Below are 14,794 nucleotides of genomic sequence, written 5' to 3'. Positions count from 1 at the left end.
CCGCTACCTGATTAGGGTATACTAATTTTTCAGCAGGCTGCTGCAACTGTGACATTTGGGTTTGTTTTGTTTTGATAAATTAAGTAAAGGATTGAGTTGAAAGGATTAACGCGTGCCAAAGCCAACCTTCACACCGCTTCCATCGCCCACGGGTACGAGTATTGAGTCGAGCTTGAGTGATTTTGGACAGCAGGCGCATATCATGGGCAATGCCAACACCGTGGTCAGACGTTCGCTCGCCATAGCGCTGCTCAAATTTATGGAATCCACGCCATTTGCTGATATCAGCGTCACCGAGCTGACCCAAAAGGCGGGCGTGAGTCGCATGGGGTATTACCGCAATTACGATAGCAAACTTGCGCTACTCAAAGACTATTTGGCGCAGATTGAGCATGATTTTCCTTTTATCGACTTGACGGCGGCAAGCGAGTCCGAGTTTTATGCGTTTTTGCGACAAGTGTTTGACTATCTGAGCAAGTTTGAATTATCGACCAAGATTTTGCTCAATCAAGGCTTTGAAGGGCTGATTTTAGATACGCTACTTAATAGCAAAATTTTTGTCGAATACCGCAAAAAGCAGTCATTGACTTGCCAAGCTATGACCGCGCCACATCAGGATAAAAGCGGGGAGTACAATCTGGTATTTGCCTCAGGAATGCTGTATCACACCTATATTCATTGGGTGCGGCAAGGGCAAACAGAAACGCCACAGCAACTAGCAAGCTGGCTCATGGCGTCTGGGTTTTATCGGTTATTTCACCCTACTGATGACTAATGATGATTAAGCAGATTGGGCTTTATCAAACGCTATCACCATCCCCATACCCACTAGCATGGCGATAAAAAACACCACCCCCTGCCAGATACCCATGCCCATGAGTACCACCGCAGGGGCAGGGCAGATACCAGCGATGCCCCAACCAACACCAAATATCATCGACCCAATCGCCAAGCGCTTGTCAATACCGCGGCGAATCGGTGGAAACGGCGCACCCGATAGACTGGTCTTTTTTAAGCGACTTAAGTTAAAACCGATGGTCGCGACAATGAGCGCGCCAACCATCACAAACATCAACGCAGGATTCCAATCGCCTGCGAGGTCAAGAAAGCTTTGCACGGTTTTTGGGTTTGCCATATCACTGACAATCAAGCCTGTACCAAAAAACAACCCACAGATACCACTAATCAATAACACAATTTCTTTTCGCATGATAGATGCCCCTAACGTCTCAATTAAATCAATGACAACAAATGACGACCGATAAACACCGTCACAAACCCAGCGGACATAAAGACAATGGTTGCCACCAATGAACGGGGTGAAAAACGTGCATTGCCACAGATACCATGACCACTGGTACACCCTGAGCCCATCCGCGTACCCACACCGACCAATAACCCTGCGATGACATACAGCCAAGGCGATGAGGTTACCTCGATGGTTGGCAAACCAAATAACCAACCAACCACCCAAGGCGATACCAGTAAGCCAACAAAAAACGCCAATTGCCAAGCAAAATCAGGTGAGTTTGGCTGCCAAAGACTGGCGACAATGCCACTGATGCCAGCAATCTTGGCAATACTCCACCACAGCATAACCGCAGAGAGCCCAATCAACATACCACCCACCAATGGATGACTATAATCTGCCATAGAAAATAACAGCATAAAACACCTGAGATTTTTGTAATAATATACATTATACAATATTATATAATGTATAGCTAGTTTAACGGATAATTTCTTTGGTAAACGGATGGATTTAACGATAGGGGGACAAAACGGATTACTAAATGGCTTTTTGCAAAAAAAATATGCTAGATTAAGGCAAGTACCTAATAATGACAGGGATGAAAAAACCAATCATGTATAAACTCACCACATACATACCGACCGATTATCTAGACGCTGTAAAGCAAGCTTTGTTTGACGCAGGGGCAGGGCAGATTGGCAATTATCAGTATTGCTGTTGGCAGGTGTTGGGCACAGGACAGTTTATGCCATTGGCAGGCAATCAGGCCTTTATTGGTACCACCAATCAATTACAAACAATCGAAGAATGGCGAGTCGAGATGGTGGTTGTAGATGAGCGCATCAAAGCGGTGGTGCAAGCCTTAAAACAGGCACACCCGTATGAAACCCCCGCTTATGATGTGCTAAAGCTTGAAGACATTTAGTCATCCAGTTTATCCTCACCCGATGACTGATTCGCTTACCTATATACTTACATGCCTAAGGTTATTAAACGCCTTTTTTGGCTCGACTACAAGTAAAAAGTATGACCAGAATATAGGGCAAAAAGCGATTGTGGCTTGGTTTTAAATGGTCTATAGTCAATAGTAAATAATTTGTTACACTTTATTTCAACCCATCAGCCGACCATTGAATTTAAGGAGCGAGACATGGCAAATCCCCCCAATAGCACAGCGGCAAATAGCGCCAAAACTGACAGTACAAAAACTGACAATGCCAAAACGGATAAAGCGAAGCCCCAAAAGTCGCAGCCTACCAAAAACCTAGCTACCAACACCCCAGCGCGCCGCAGTACTAAAACACCAGCGACCGAGCGCATTGACCAGCCTTATGAGACCGACCCCACAGTGTTGCTTGAGCAGTCGCAGCAAGCAGGGGTGAGTGAAAAAGCCAATGCCAAAAAACGCGCCATCGAAAGCATCATGAATAAAGACCTGACAACAGGCAATGTCGAAAAAATGGCAGAGCACTTACAAGCGCTGATCAATGGCATGTCCAACGATGAAATCAACGAAGTCAAAAAACTATTTGGCAGCCAAACCACTAGCGTGCAAAGCAAAATCAACAAAGACGACGAATTGGCTGACAACTGGCGTGAAGGCGGTTATCCCTACAAAAACCGTATGTCACGCAAAAACTATGAAGCCCAAAAATACGAGCTACAAGTTGAACTATTAAAACTGCAAAAATGGGTCAAAGATAGCGGGCAAAAAATCGTCATCATCTTTGAAGGTCGTGATGCCGCAGGTAAAGGCGGTACCATCAAACGCTTTATGGAACACTTAAATCCGCGCGGTGCCAAAGTCGTTGCCCTGGAAAAACCCACCGAGCAAGAAGCGGGTCAATGGTACTTCCAGCGTTATGTCCAGCATCTACCGACCAAGGGCGAAATCGTGCTATTTGACCGTTCATGGTATAACCGTGCTGGCGTCGAGCGTGTCATGGGTTTTTGTACCGAAGACCAATACAATGACTTTATGCGCCAAGTCCCAGAGTTTGAAAAACATCTGATTAGCTCAGGTATTCATTTAATCAAATTTTGGTTCTCAGTCAGTCGTGAAGAGCAGCGTCGCCGTTTTGCCGAGCGTGAAGCCCATCCGCTCAAACAATGGAAACTCTCACCCATTGATAAAGCGTCACTTGACAAATGGGATGATTACACCCTTGCCAAAGAAACCATGTTCTTTAACACCGACAGTGCAGAATCGCCTTGGATTGTCATCAAGTCAACCGATAAAAAACGCGCGCGTTTGAATGCGATGCGCTATGTATTAAGCAAACTACCTTACGACAATAAGGACCCGAAAGTGGTGGGGACAGTTGACCCATTGATTGTGGGTCGTGCAGGGGCTTTATATGAAAAAGGCGAATATAACGAATTGGCAGTACCAAATATCTCATTCAATCACCACAAATAATTGCTCAGCAAACTGATGCAATAAACATCACAACACAACAACCCCAGTGCATGGCATTGGGGTTTTTAAATATAAAGATAGCAGCAAGTAGATCGCTACCATTGCTACCAAAACATTGCTGCCAAAAGGTGGGGACATATCAAACAAGCCAAAACCATATTTTTTTATCGACAATCGCCTATTTTTCGTCAGCCAAAGTCAAGCCAGCCAAATTCAAGATAGACGGCAAGCGTATTCAATACCCCCGAATTTTGTTAAAATAGGCAAAAATTTATTCAGCTGAGGGCCCCATGAATTCAAATAACTCAAACAACTCGACAACCAACCAATTACTGTTTAGACAAGCCAAAGCCCATATCCCTGGTGGGGTGAATTCACCTGTGCGGGCATTTGCAGGCGTGGGGGGTACACCTGTCTTTATCAGCCGTGCCCGTGGCAGCAAAATGTATGATACCGAAGGCAAACCCTACATAGATTATGTGGGCTCATGGGGACCGATGATTTTGGGTCATGCGCACCCCCATATTATCGAAGCGGTCAAAAATGCGGCAGATGACGGGTTAAGCTTTGGTGCCCCCACCACGTTTGAGACTACGGTGGCGGACAAAATCTGCGAATTGATTCCTAGTGTTGAATTAATCCGTATGACCAGCTCAGGCACTGAAGCCACCATGTCCGCCATTCGTCTAGCACGTGGCTATACAGGGCGCGACAAAATTGTCAAATTTGAAGGCTGTTATCACGGTCATAGCGACAGTCTACTGGTCAAAGCGGGTTCGGGCATGCTAGATATCGGTGAACCAAGCTCAAAAGGCGTCCCTGCCGATTTTGCCAAACATACTATCACGATTCGTTACAACGACCCACAAGCCATTAAGGACTGCTTTGCGCAATTTGGCAATGACATCGCTTGTGTGATTGTCGAGCCTATCGCCGGCAACATGAACATGATTGTACCCACGCAAGAATTTCACGATACTTTGCGTGCCGAGTGTACCGCGCATGGCGCTGTGCTAATTTTTGATGAAGTGATGACTGGGTTTAGGGTTGGCTTACAATCAGCGCAAGCCCATTTTGGCATTACCCCCGATTTGACCACGTTTGGTAAAATCATCGGTGCAGGTCTGCCAGTCGGGGCGTTTGGTGGTAAACGTGAGATTATGGAATGTATCGCACCGTTAGGCGGCGTGTATCAAGCAGGCACCTTATCGGGCAATCCACTGGCGATGCGTGCCGGTATTGCCATGTTTGATTTGCTCACGGCTGAAGGTTTTTATGAAGCATTAAGCGAAAAAGTCGTTTACTTGACGGATAATCTTGAACAGTTGGCGAAGGAGGCGGGTATTGGCTTTAAAACCACGCGCTGTGGCGGTATGTTTGGGCTGTTCTTTACCGATGGCGCTTTTGACAACCAGCTACCACAAAACTTTGAAGAGGTGTGCCAATGCGATGCGCAAAAATTTGCGACATTCTTCCACGGTATGCTCGATCGCGGTGTGTATCTTGCGCCATCCGCCTTTGAGGCAGCCTTTATGAGTAGTGAGCATTCGCAAGAAGACTTGGATGCGACCTTGCAAGCGGCAAAAGACGTGTTTAAAGATATGGCAAATAAAGCTTAACTTAATTATTTAGGTTTAAAAAAGGCTATTGTTTAACGTAGCCTTTTTTATTGGCTACTAATTTGGCGCACTGGCGTTTTGTGGGATTTGCTTGAGAAATTCAGTCGCTTGGTCGATATTTTGTCGTTGCTCAGCCATATCTTTTCTTTGAAGATAATTTATTAAAGAACTAAGTGTCAACAGTAAAGCTGAGATTGCCATACACCATAGCGTTATTTTTTTGAGTTTTTCATTATTCACTTTATCATGCCTAAATCCATCAAATGTTATGCTAATATAGCACTCTTCAATGAATCATGACGAAGTAATATGGCTTTAACTGCAGAAAAAATTGCTCGATATAACGAAGAAGAGAAGCTAAAACCGCAAAGCTTTTTTGATGAGTTTGCCAAATCTGTTACCCTATATCGTGATGACGACATTTGGGTCATCGACAAACCGCACGGGCTGTTATCCGTGGATGGTAAAGAACTCAAAGTAAGCTTGCAATCGCGTTTGCTCAAAGCCGACCCCAACGTCAAACTTATTCACAGACTTGATATGGACACCTCAGGGATTATTATTTTTGCGCGCCATAGCGAGGCACAAACCCATATCAGCAAACAATTTATCGAGCGTATTCCGAGCAAAGAATACCAAGCGCTGGTCTGGGGAACGCCGCCGCAGCAAGGCGAGATCGATGTGCCGGTGCGTTACGATCCATCACAAAAACCTAAGCATATCGTCGATATGAATTGGGATAAACGCGCTTATACGAAATATGAAACCTTGCACCACGAACTGCGTGAGGGTAAGGCGGTTAGCCGTGTCGCCTTGTATCCTGTAACAGGGCGCAGTCATCAACTACGCGTGCATATGCTGCATATCGGACATGTGATGCTTGGCGACCCCATCTACGCGCAAGATGTATTGGACGGTCAAGCGTTTGATTTATCGCCTAGGCTTTGCTTGCATGCACGCAAATTGCGTTTAAAGCATCCCAATACGGGTGTATGGATGGAATGGGAAAGCCCCGTGCCGTTTTAACTGCGTGGGTTATTAACAAGCTAGCTTTTAAATTGATAGGGTTTAGCGTGCTGTTTTCATCCGACTGTTAGCAGCAAACAAGGGGCATAATCACCATGCCCCTTGTTTAATTACCCATGTTGGTGCAACCAATCCAGGGTTTGCTGCCAGAGCAGTTGGTTTTGTCGGCTAAAGAACTTCATATGACCGATATGCTGTAAGCCATAATCTTTGGGTTTTAGCGTTTGGGTGGTGGCTTGCATGTTGGGAAACACCCGAATCATATCGGCGACATTCTTATCATTGGCGATATCATCATCTGGGGCATTCACCCACATAGCAGGCAAGTTAACCTCATTGTAATAGTGGGTTTTCACTGTTTTACCGAAAGCGGTTTTGATATAGCCTGCGCCATTGCACCAATCTCGCCACTGTTTGGCGACGTTTTTGGGCAAGTCTTCGCCCATGCCAATTTTGCTTGATTGGGTATAGCCAAACAACACATTGGACACGGGAATAAATACATCCATAAACCACATGGCTTTGGCACGATAGGGCATCGCCATATTACGGATTTGCCCAGATGAACAGGCAACGTTAAACACGGATGTGAACTTGTGATAATTGGGCATCAAACCAAATAATTGACCGCCTGCGCTATGACCGACCAGATGATAGCTGGTATTGGGAAACTCTTGAATCAGCCTATCAAGCACCGCAGTCATATCGTAGCGTCCCCAGCTAATCAATGATGCATTAGAGTGCTTGAGGTCACCTTGCATCGACTCGCCAATATCTTCATTGTCATAGCTGATGACGCCATAGCCATGCTCCATTAAATACTGCGCAAAATTTTGATAAAACTGGCGTTTTATACCTGTTGCGGGCGCAATCATCACGGCGGCTTTAACCGTATCGGGTCGAAACACAGTCGCCGCAAGTGTGGCAGGGTGTTTGGTGGCTATTTGAATGGTTTGCTGCGTAGAGGTTGAGGTGAGTTGTGACGGTGTTTTTAGATTTAGGTTCGACATGACTGTTATCTTCCTTGGCAATCAACTTTTTATACAAGCTTATACGAGCGCTTTTTATACGAGCAGTAAGCCAAATTTTGACAAATGATGAGCAGACTCGTTTAAAAGCGACTATAGCAAACAATTTATGGGTGCAAAAAAGTTATCATGAACATAACAGTCATAAAAAAAGCAATCAGCGGCGGCTAATTGCTTGTTTGAATCGTTGACGAAAAAGCTAAGGGGTTTTAACGACAACTTTTTGGTTGGTGTTGATTAAAATCTCAGAAGGTCCATCAACGGTGACGCGCACTTGGTTATTATTAGGGCGCTGTGAGCGAAAATATTGGTCTTCAGCAGGGGTACAGCCCAAGCAGCGATCGAGTGCCGCCAGTGGCTCAAGAATCAGCTTGCGTTCTACCTGATCGATTTCATCGTTATAGATGGTAAATGGCATACTGGCAATCGCCGTCATCACGCCGCCCACCACTGCCAATGCGCCCAATGGCTTACCCACAATGGTATCAGCGACCATGGAGCCATAGGTTGGACCAAAATCTTTTTCATCAATTTCGGTAGCGGCAAAGCTGCAAGTCGTCGTTGCAACCATCAAGGCTACGGCTGATGCAATCGTATTTAATCGTTTCATAGCAGGTTCCTAACTGACAGCAAGCCACTATTAACAAGGTGACTAGTTAACTAACTAAATTAAATGAATAAATATTTAGGCAACTAGATAACCAAATAACTGGGGTTGACTGACAGGTTGTACCTAACAAGTTTTGCTAGGTTGTTGCTGAATAGTTCAGGAACATTACATCAATTTTGCCAAGAATTATCAAGTAAAATTGTCTTTGCCGCAGTTTTTTTTACGTTAATGGAGAGCCGCTATTTCTTGAGCAGTTTTTTGAACGTTTTTTTGAGGGGTTTGTTCACTGTTTTTTTGTGGGTTATCAGCGGCTGGCAAGTGGGACAGAATGTGCTCGCCCGCTGATTGATTTTGACGTTTTCGATGGTAGTGCCACAGCTTGGGCAATCAACGCCTTTATGCCCATACACCAATAACGTCTGCTGAAAATACCCCGTTTGTCCATCGGCTACGGTAAAATCTTTTAACGTTGAGCCGCCTTTTTCAATCGATGTTTGTAGGACTTGTCGAATATGGGCGACCAAGGTGATGAGCTGTTCATGGCTGATGAGATAGGCAGGGGTCAACGGATGAATTTTTGATAAAAATAGGCTTTCGGTTGCATAGATATTGCCCACACCGACCACAATCTCTTGCGCCATAATCACCGATTTGATGGGGCGCTCAATCGGTTTTTTGCGATTGTGGATATGGTGATATAGATAGTCAGCGCTAAAATCGTCTGAGAGCGGCTCTACACCCAAATGGGTAATCAGTTTGTCTTCATAGTCATCCAGCCACAGTAACATGCCAAACCGCCGTGGGTCATGATAATGCAGTTGGGTGAGTTTTTTGCCATTATTAAATGTCAAAATCACGTGATCGTGTTTACGCTTGTCAAACCCCACAGGATGCTGCTGTAAGCTACCCGACATCCCCAAGTGGATGAGCAGTTTTTTTTGCGCCGCGCCGCCTTTAAAGGTGAGAATCAGGTATTTGGCTCGGCGCTCAATGTCGATAAGTTGATAATCTCTCAAACTCACCAAGTCATCAGGCACTGCCCAACGCAATTTGGGCTGAAAGACGCTAACTTTTTCAACGGTTTGATTGAGCAAAGGTTGCAGACTCGTCGCTGTCGTCTGCACTTCGGGCAATTCTGGCATGTGCCGTGTGACTCCTATTTAAAGCATTAAGACTTGTTATTGACGATACGACGCGCCAAGATAATACCATGTTGCTGCTCTAGTTTTGCCAAAAGCTTGGACAACTGACTTAACCCCGTCACTTCTATGGTAAAATTCAACCGCGCGATATCATCATCCCCGCTTAGGGTGTCGACTTGGCGGATATTGACGTTTTCTTGGTCGATGATGTGGGTTAGGTCTTTGAGCAAGCCACGCCTGTCATACGATTCAAGGTATATTTTTACCAATTGGCTTTTGCCTTTATTGCCATACCAAGCGGCACTAATAGCGCGATCAGGCTCACGCTCCACCAGTCGCTCATATTCGACGCAATCACTACGGTGGACGGATACGCCATTGGACTGGGTAATATACCCTGCAATTGGCTCACCTTGCACAGGCGAGCAGCAATTTGCCAAGTGAATAGCGATGTTATCCAAGCCATCGACTTCGATTTTATACGCATCTAGCTTGCCTGTGGCTTTGGGGTGAATGCTGGGGATAAGCTCAGTATCAGTGACTTCCGGCTCTAAATCTAGATGACGACTGATATGACCGGTCAAATTATGTAATTCAACGTTGCCATTGACTAGCCCTACCAAAATATCATCACTGTTTTTGGCATTAAAAAATTTGACGTAGTCGTTTAAATCGATACTGTTAGGGTGTACCGACATACGCGCCAATTCTTTGGTTAATATGTGCTTACCTGTTTCAATATTTTTATCACGGTCTTGCTTGTTAAACCATTGGCGCAGTTTGCTGCGAGCGCGACTGGTATTGATATAACCTAAGGATGCCACTAGCCAATCACGGTTTGGCTCGCGTGATTGCTTGGTAATAATCTCAACTTGTTCGCCTGTTTTGAGCTGATAGGTGAGCGGCACATAGCGTTTATTGACGCGAGCGGCTTGGGCGCGATTGCCGACATGGGTATGCACATGATAGGCAAAATCAAGCACAGTTGAGCCTTTGGGCAATTCGATGATATCGCCATCACGACTAAACACATAAATCCGCTCAAATTCCCCAAAATCAACGACTTGTTCTTCTTCATCGAGCTCGCCATGTTCATGCTCAACATGTTTATCTAATACAAATTTTAACGGGTCATGATTGTCAGCATTTTCTTGATTGAGCAATAACTGACGCAGTGAGCTGATTTTTTTGGTCAGATAGTCGTCTTTTTTGTTTTTGGTGCCTTCTTTGTAGTTGACGTGTGCACACATGCCAAGTTCAGCTTCATAGTGCATGTCAAAGGTACGAATTTGTACTTCCAGCGATTTGTTCTCAGCAATCACCGCGGTATGTAGCGAGCGATAGCCATTGGTTTTTGGGTTGGTGATATAGTCATCAAACTGTTCGGGGATATAGCGCCATAAACCATGCACCAGCCCCAATACGTGATAACAATCGGCATTGTTATGCACCAGTACCCGCAGTGCGCGGATGTCATATAACTGGTCAAACGACAATGATTTGAGTTTCATCTTACGATAAATCGAATAGATGTGTTTGACACGACCGGTGATTTCCCCGTCAATCCCTTGGGCAGCTAACGCCTCGCGCAGTTGTTGGGCAACCCGGTCGATATAGGTTTCGCGCTCGCTACGTTTTTCAGAGAGTAATTTGGCGATTTCTTTGTAGCGGTCAGGCGCAAGATAACGAAATGATAAGTCCTCAAGCTCCCATTTAAGCTGGGCAATACCCATACGATGCGCTAGCGGCGCGTAAATTGTCATAACCTCACGGGCGACCCGTTGCTGACGCTCAGGACTGGCATACGACAGCTCTCGCATCGCAAAAGTACGCTCAGCCAATTTTATGAGCACCACGCGCACATCGTTGGTCATCGAGATGAGCATGTTATAAATGCCCGATAACTGCTCGCGCTGGTTGTTGTTAAAGTGGTCTTCTAAGCGCTTGTTGTTCTCTATCAAATCGGACAGTCGCCCCAGCGCTAGGGTTTCTTTAACCAGCTCTGCGACTTCATCGCCAAAGGTGGCTTGGATTTGTTTGGGGGTAAAAATTTGGATACGCGCAGCACGGTATAACATCGCAGCAACGAGTGTATCTTCATCTTGGTACAGATAACCCAAAATATCCGCAATCCCAATCCCAGTCAAAAACGCATTAGAGCGGTTGCTTTCGGTACTTAAATCTTGATTTTTGAGTAGTTGACAGGCTTTGGTCAGCTCAGGCAGCTCAGTGAGATGAGCGCGTTTTGCCATCGATGCCAGCCAAGCTTCGGTATCAATGGTATGCTCATCGATGATGTGACTGGCAGGCTCAGAGAGAATGGGCAAGTCAGTATGGGTGAAATGACGCTGGCTGGCAGTGATACTCGCAATCATCGTGGTACTATCATGATCAACGTCTTTTCCATCCAAGAGCGGCAAACTTTCTCGTATTTTTACCATGTCAATTCTACACCTTACTTACCAGATTTCCTCAAAGAGCAAAAAAACTAACCTTGTTCATTTAAAATTATCAACTCACTTTCCCTGTGAATTTTTGTGTGATTAAGTTTGATTTGATACTGCGCTAGCAATAATAAAATATGACAGAGTAGTCGCTATAGCAGCGCGTTTTAGCTATGATAGTGCGTTGGTTTTGGGCGTGTTAACCCTCGAAATAAATGTTAAAGGTTAAAATAAAGTAAATGCCATACTCACTTTATATATCTTAACCGTTTTAGGGTTACCCATGTTTAGCCATTTAACACTAACTTTATTACGCTTACTCATGTGTTAATTTTATTAAGATGTGTCTATTAGCAAACAATTGCAAGTCAACACGTCGATAAATTTTTTGTATCACTCAAATGAGTGTTAGGCAACGATCCAATCAGTGAGTTGAGTGAATCTCAATCCAAATTAAGATAAAACTATCTTGTTCAGTATAGGTGAGTTTAATGAAATTACCATCTCATTTTGTTACAAATGCGACTACTGTAGCGTCAGATTTTACCATGACCCGCTCAAAAAGCCTTGCAAACTTTGGTAAAACCCTGTCAACGTTGGCGATAACGCTGACTTTATCGCTTGGGCTGACAGGGTGTGATTATTTTCAAACGCAAACCGACGTTAACTCGCCCATTGGTGCCAAACAAATTGCCAAACTGATTCCCAAACGTGGACAAGATAGCAAAAGCTGGGCACAAGACATCAACCAAATATTTGATACGCTAAAAATAGAAAAAAACGCGCAAAATATTTGTACCGCGGTCGCCATTATCGACCAAGAGTCTAATTTTAAAGCCAATCCGCCCGTCCCGAATTTGGGGCAATCAAGCCTAAAAGCGATGAATGAGGAGTTGGAAGAAAAATTGGGCACAACGCTAGCCCCGTATTTTCGCACCATGCTAAAAACTGAGCCCACGCCTGACAACAGCTTTGAAAAACAAATCGCTAAAGTCAAAACCGAAGAAGAACTTGACGATATTTATCATCAGATGTTTGCGTATTTTTCAAGCAAATATTATGCCAGCAAGCTGAACAGCGTCACCAAACTGGTAGGCGGGGATATTGAAGAAAAATTAGACCCAATTACCACCTTAGGCTCAATGCAGGTGCAAGTAAGTTATGCGCGTGACCATCGCCGTATGAGTGGCAATAACCTTGAACTGCGTAAAGACCTATATAGCCAATATGGCGGATTGTACTATGGTATCCATCGCTTGTTACTGTATAAAGCCAATTATCAAGACCCGATTTATCGCTTCGCTGACTACAACTCAGGGATGTATTCAAGCCGTAATGCGGCTTTCCAAAAAATGCTAAAAGAGTTATCCAAAGCCGAAATAGACTATGATGGCGATTTATTGATTTATGAAAAAGGCAATAAAATCAGTGCCAATATCAGCCAAAGTGAGCAGGCGCTGATATCGATGATACAACAAGGCATGATTAGCCTGACAGAGCGACAAGTGCGTATGGACTTGGCAAAAGAAAAAAGCCAAGATTTTGAAAATACCGAAACCTATCGCACCATCGGTAGTCTTTACAAAATGAAAACTGGCAAAAATGCCCCTGCCGCCATCATGCCACAGGTGGTCATCTCTGGGGCAAAACTCAGCCGCGATTACAATACCAAATGGTACGCTGATAAAGTCAACGTACGCTATATGAATTGTATGAATAAAGCCAAATTTTAGCGTTTCTCAAAGCGTGCAATACTTTCCACATGCCCTGTGTGCGGGAACATATCCATCACGCCCGCGTGGGTGAGCTTGTAGCCTTTGTCAAGCAGCACGGCGGTATCGCGGGCAAGCGTAATCGGATTGCACGACACATACACAATGCGTTTGGCATTGAATTTATCTAGATACTGCATGACTTCTAAGGCGCCTGAGCGGGGTGGGTCAATCAGCAGTGCATCGACTTGCCCAACCCAAGGCTCAGCAGAAAAATCTTTGGTCAAATCTTGGGCAAAAAAGTCGGTATGGTGCAAGCCGTTGGCGATGGCATTCATTTTGGCACGCTGTGTCATCTCACTGCTGCCTTCCACCCCAATCACAAAGCCTGTATCACCCACTTGACGCGCCAGTGGTAGACTAAAATTGCCCAAACCGCAAAATAAATCAAGCACTCGCTCGCCTGGCTTCAATTCTAACAAATCAATCGCCAGCTTGGTCATTTTACGATTGACTGACAAATTCACTTGGGTAAAATCCAGTGGCGAGAATTCAAACGTCACATCAAACTCGGGCAAGCGATAAAACAAACCGCCCGTCGGTGGCACAGTCAGGCTTGATGGGCGCGCATGGTCAGTATTTTCATACAATGGGTCAATACGATGTACCGTGTCGCTGCCTTTGGGCTGTAAAAATAACTGCCAGTTACGCTCTGCAAAAAAAGCTTGCAGTTTTGCGATATCATGCTCGCCTAAATCCACCATGTGACGGACAATGACGGCAATTGATTTTTTGCTGTCAATAACATCATCAAGTGTTTCACCCATCGCTAACTCAAGCTGTGGAATATGGTCACGGGCGTCAAGCGAACTGATAAGCGCTTTTAGCGGTTCAATTTCAAAGCCGACACGCGGGTCAAGCACATGGCATTCATTTAAATTTGCCAAAAAATTGCTGGCGCGCTCACGAAAACCGACCAATGCTGTGCCTTTTTTCTCGACATAGCGCACGCCCATACGTGCCTTGGTACGGTAGCCCAAACGGTCAGCAACCAATGGGGGAAGCCAGTGTTCAGGCTGGATATGGGCTTGGTGTTCGAGCAGCTCTGCCAGTACAGATTGCTTAAATTGAATCTGCCCATCGGGTTGCCAGTGCTGTAAGCTACAGCCACCACACACCCCAAAATGCGGGCAAGGCGGGGTCGTGCGTTCAGGGTTTGGGTTTGCCAGTACGAGAGCCGCGTCCCCTTCTTCCATGCTTTTACGTGAGCCTGTGATTTTGACGCTCACGGTCTCGTTGGGCAGCGCAAAGCTAACGAATACTTTTTTGCCATGTTTATCGAGGTGATGGTCGGGCTGGTCACCGTAACTTGCCACGCCACGTCCATCATGAGCAAGGTTGGTCACTGTTAGGGTCACGGGTGGGGCGTCTTGCAAACGTTTACGCACCCGCGCGGTGGGTTTGATTTTTTTGCTTGGGTTTTTGGTGAGTTGGGAAGAATGGGTTTGGTCAGCGGTAGCGTTTGACATTTATTAAAAAACC

Annotated in this window: 14 protein-coding genes; 6 read left to right on the top strand and 8 right to left on the bottom strand. The window is 45.3% G+C overall.

Translation table 11 applies throughout. The features are described from left to right. Positions 1-112 precede the first annotated feature (112 nt). Positions 113-775 (top strand): TetR/AcrR family transcriptional regulator, encoded by a 663-nt coding sequence (locus H9W84_RS09135; protein WP_239743153.1) that lies wholly within the window; start codon positions 113-115, stop codon positions 773-775. A gap of 6 nt (positions 776-781) precedes the next feature. Here H9W84_RS09135 and H9W84_RS09130 read toward each other — a convergent pair whose 3' ends face one another. Next, entirely contained in the window at positions 782-1,210 is a 429-nt protein-coding gene (locus H9W84_RS09130) for a DUF6691 family protein (protein WP_239743151.1), read from the bottom strand. A gap of 23 nt (positions 1,211-1,233) precedes the next feature. Further along, complete coding sequence (locus H9W84_RS09125; RefSeq protein WP_239743149.1) at positions 1,234-1,668, bottom strand: YeeE/YedE family protein; 435 nt, start codon at positions 1,666-1,668, stop codon at positions 1,234-1,236. A 197-nt stretch (positions 1,669-1,865) separates the two neighbouring features. Here H9W84_RS09125 and H9W84_RS09120 point away from each other — a divergent pair, with 197 nt between their 5' ends. The 3 genes from H9W84_RS09120 (at position 1,866) to hemL (ending at position 5,290) form a co-directional block, all read left to right on the top strand. Further along, positions 1,866-2,177, top strand: a complete 312-nt coding sequence (locus tag H9W84_RS09120) for a YqfO family protein (RefSeq protein ID WP_095355941.1) — start codon at positions 1,866-1,868, stop codon at positions 2,175-2,177. 567 nt (positions 2,178-2,744) lie between these two features. Then, on the top strand, positions 2,745-3,671 hold the full coding sequence (ppk2, locus tag H9W84_RS09115; RefSeq protein ID WP_409519524.1) for a polyphosphate kinase 2: 927 nt from the start codon (positions 2,745-2,747) through the stop codon (positions 3,669-3,671). 290 nt (positions 3,672-3,961) lie between these two features. Further along, entirely contained in the window at positions 3,962-5,290 is a 1,329-nt protein-coding gene (gene hemL, locus H9W84_RS09110; protein WP_239743147.1) for a glutamate-1-semialdehyde 2,1-aminomutase, read from the top strand. Between the two features lie 57 nt (positions 5,291-5,347). Here hemL and H9W84_RS09105 read toward each other — a convergent pair whose 3' ends face one another. Continuing rightward, positions 5,348-5,530, bottom strand: a complete 183-nt coding sequence (locus H9W84_RS09105) for a hypothetical protein (protein ID WP_096489333.1) — start codon at positions 5,528-5,530, stop codon at positions 5,348-5,350. A gap of 69 nt (positions 5,531-5,599) precedes the next feature. Between H9W84_RS09105 and H9W84_RS09100 the strand changes: the two genes are divergently transcribed. Then, on the top strand, positions 5,600-6,316 hold the full coding sequence (locus tag H9W84_RS09100) for an RluA family pseudouridine synthase (protein ID WP_239743143.1): 717 nt from the start codon (positions 5,600-5,602) through the stop codon (positions 6,314-6,316). Between the two features lie 110 nt (positions 6,317-6,426). Here H9W84_RS09100 and H9W84_RS09095 read toward each other — a convergent pair whose 3' ends face one another. The 4 genes from H9W84_RS09095 to H9W84_RS09080 form a co-directional block, all read right to left on the bottom strand. After that, entirely contained in the window at positions 6,427-7,326 is a 900-nt protein-coding gene (locus H9W84_RS09095; protein WP_239743140.1) for an alpha/beta hydrolase family protein, read from the bottom strand. Between the two features lie 217 nt (positions 7,327-7,543). Next, entirely contained in the window at positions 7,544-7,954 is a 411-nt protein-coding gene (locus H9W84_RS09090) for a hypothetical protein (RefSeq protein ID WP_239743138.1), read from the bottom strand. 239 nt (positions 7,955-8,193) lie between these two features. Further along, positions 8,194-9,096: a bifunctional DNA-formamidopyrimidine glycosylase/DNA-(apurinic or apyrimidinic site) lyase gene (gene mutM, locus H9W84_RS09085; RefSeq protein ID WP_239743136.1), complete on the bottom strand. Its 903-nt coding sequence runs from the start codon at positions 9,094-9,096 to the stop codon at positions 8,194-8,196. Positions 9,097-9,122: 26 nt separating this feature from the next. Then, positions 9,123-11,537, bottom strand: coding sequence for a RelA/SpoT family protein (locus H9W84_RS09080; protein WP_239743134.1), 2,415 nt, complete (start codon positions 11,535-11,537; stop codon positions 9,123-9,125). Positions 11,538-12,088: 551 nt separating this feature from the next. On the opposite strand from H9W84_RS09080, the gene H9W84_RS09075 reads away from it, so the two are divergent. Continuing rightward, positions 12,089-13,273: a DUF1615 family protein gene (locus H9W84_RS09075; RefSeq protein WP_239743745.1), complete on the top strand. Its 1,185-nt coding sequence runs from the start codon at positions 12,089-12,091 to the stop codon at positions 13,271-13,273. On the opposite strand, the gene rlmD is transcribed toward H9W84_RS09075, so the two are convergent. Beyond that, a complete protein-coding gene (gene rlmD / locus H9W84_RS09070) occupies positions 13,270-14,781 on the bottom strand; it encodes a 23S rRNA (uracil(1939)-C(5))-methyltransferase RlmD (RefSeq protein ID WP_239743132.1) in 1,512 nt (503 codons plus the stop codon). The genes H9W84_RS09075 and rlmD overlap by 4 nt on opposite strands. Between the last annotated feature and the right edge of the window lie 13 nt (positions 14,782-14,794).

This window comes from Moraxella tetraodonis (assembly GCF_022359095.1).
Classification (GTDB): domain Bacteria; phylum Pseudomonadota; class Gammaproteobacteria; order Pseudomonadales; family Moraxellaceae; genus Faucicola; species Faucicola tetraodonis.
Note: the sequence above shows the minus strand (reverse complement) of the source record. Positions and strands in the feature narration are given on the sequence as shown.

Bases quoted from the DNA above. Each gene is read 5' to 3' on its own strand.
- H9W84_RS09130 (WP_239743151.1), bottom strand. From the start codon at position 1,210: ATGCGAAAAGAAATTGTGTTATTGATTAGTGGTATCTGTGGGTTGTTT.
- H9W84_RS09125 (WP_239743149.1), bottom strand. From the start codon at position 1,668: ATGCTGTTATTTTCTATGGCAGATTATAGTCATCCATTGGTGGGTGGT.
- H9W84_RS09120 (WP_095355941.1), top strand. From the start codon at position 1,866: ATGTATAAACTCACCACATACATACCGACCGATTATCTAGACGCTGTA.
- ppk2 (WP_409519524.1), top strand. From the start codon at position 2,745: ATGTCCAACGATGAAATCAACGAAGTCAAAAAACTATTTGGCAGCCAA.
- hemL (WP_239743147.1), top strand. From the start codon at position 3,962: ATGAATTCAAATAACTCAAACAACTCGACAACCAACCAATTACTGTTT.
- H9W84_RS09100 (WP_239743143.1), top strand. From the start codon at position 5,600: ATGGCTTTAACTGCAGAAAAAATTGCTCGATATAACGAAGAAGAGAAG.
- H9W84_RS09095 (WP_239743140.1), bottom strand. From the start codon at position 7,326: ATGTCGAACCTAAATCTAAAAACACCGTCACAACTCACCTCAACCTCT.
- H9W84_RS09090 (WP_239743138.1), bottom strand. From the start codon at position 7,954: ATGAAACGATTAAATACGATTGCATCAGCCGTAGCCTTGATGGTTGCA.
- mutM (WP_239743136.1), bottom strand. From the start codon at position 9,096: ATGCCAGAATTGCCCGAAGTGCAGACGACAGCGACGAGTCTGCAACCT.
- H9W84_RS09080 (WP_239743134.1), bottom strand. From the start codon at position 11,537: ATGGTAAAAATACGAGAAAGTTTGCCGCTCTTGGATGGAAAAGACGTT.
- H9W84_RS09075 (WP_239743745.1), top strand. From the start codon at position 12,089: ATGACCCGCTCAAAAAGCCTTGCAAACTTTGGTAAAACCCTGTCAACG.
- rlmD (WP_239743132.1), bottom strand. From the start codon at position 14,781: ATGTCAAACGCTACCGCTGACCAAACCCATTCTTCCCAACTCACCAAA.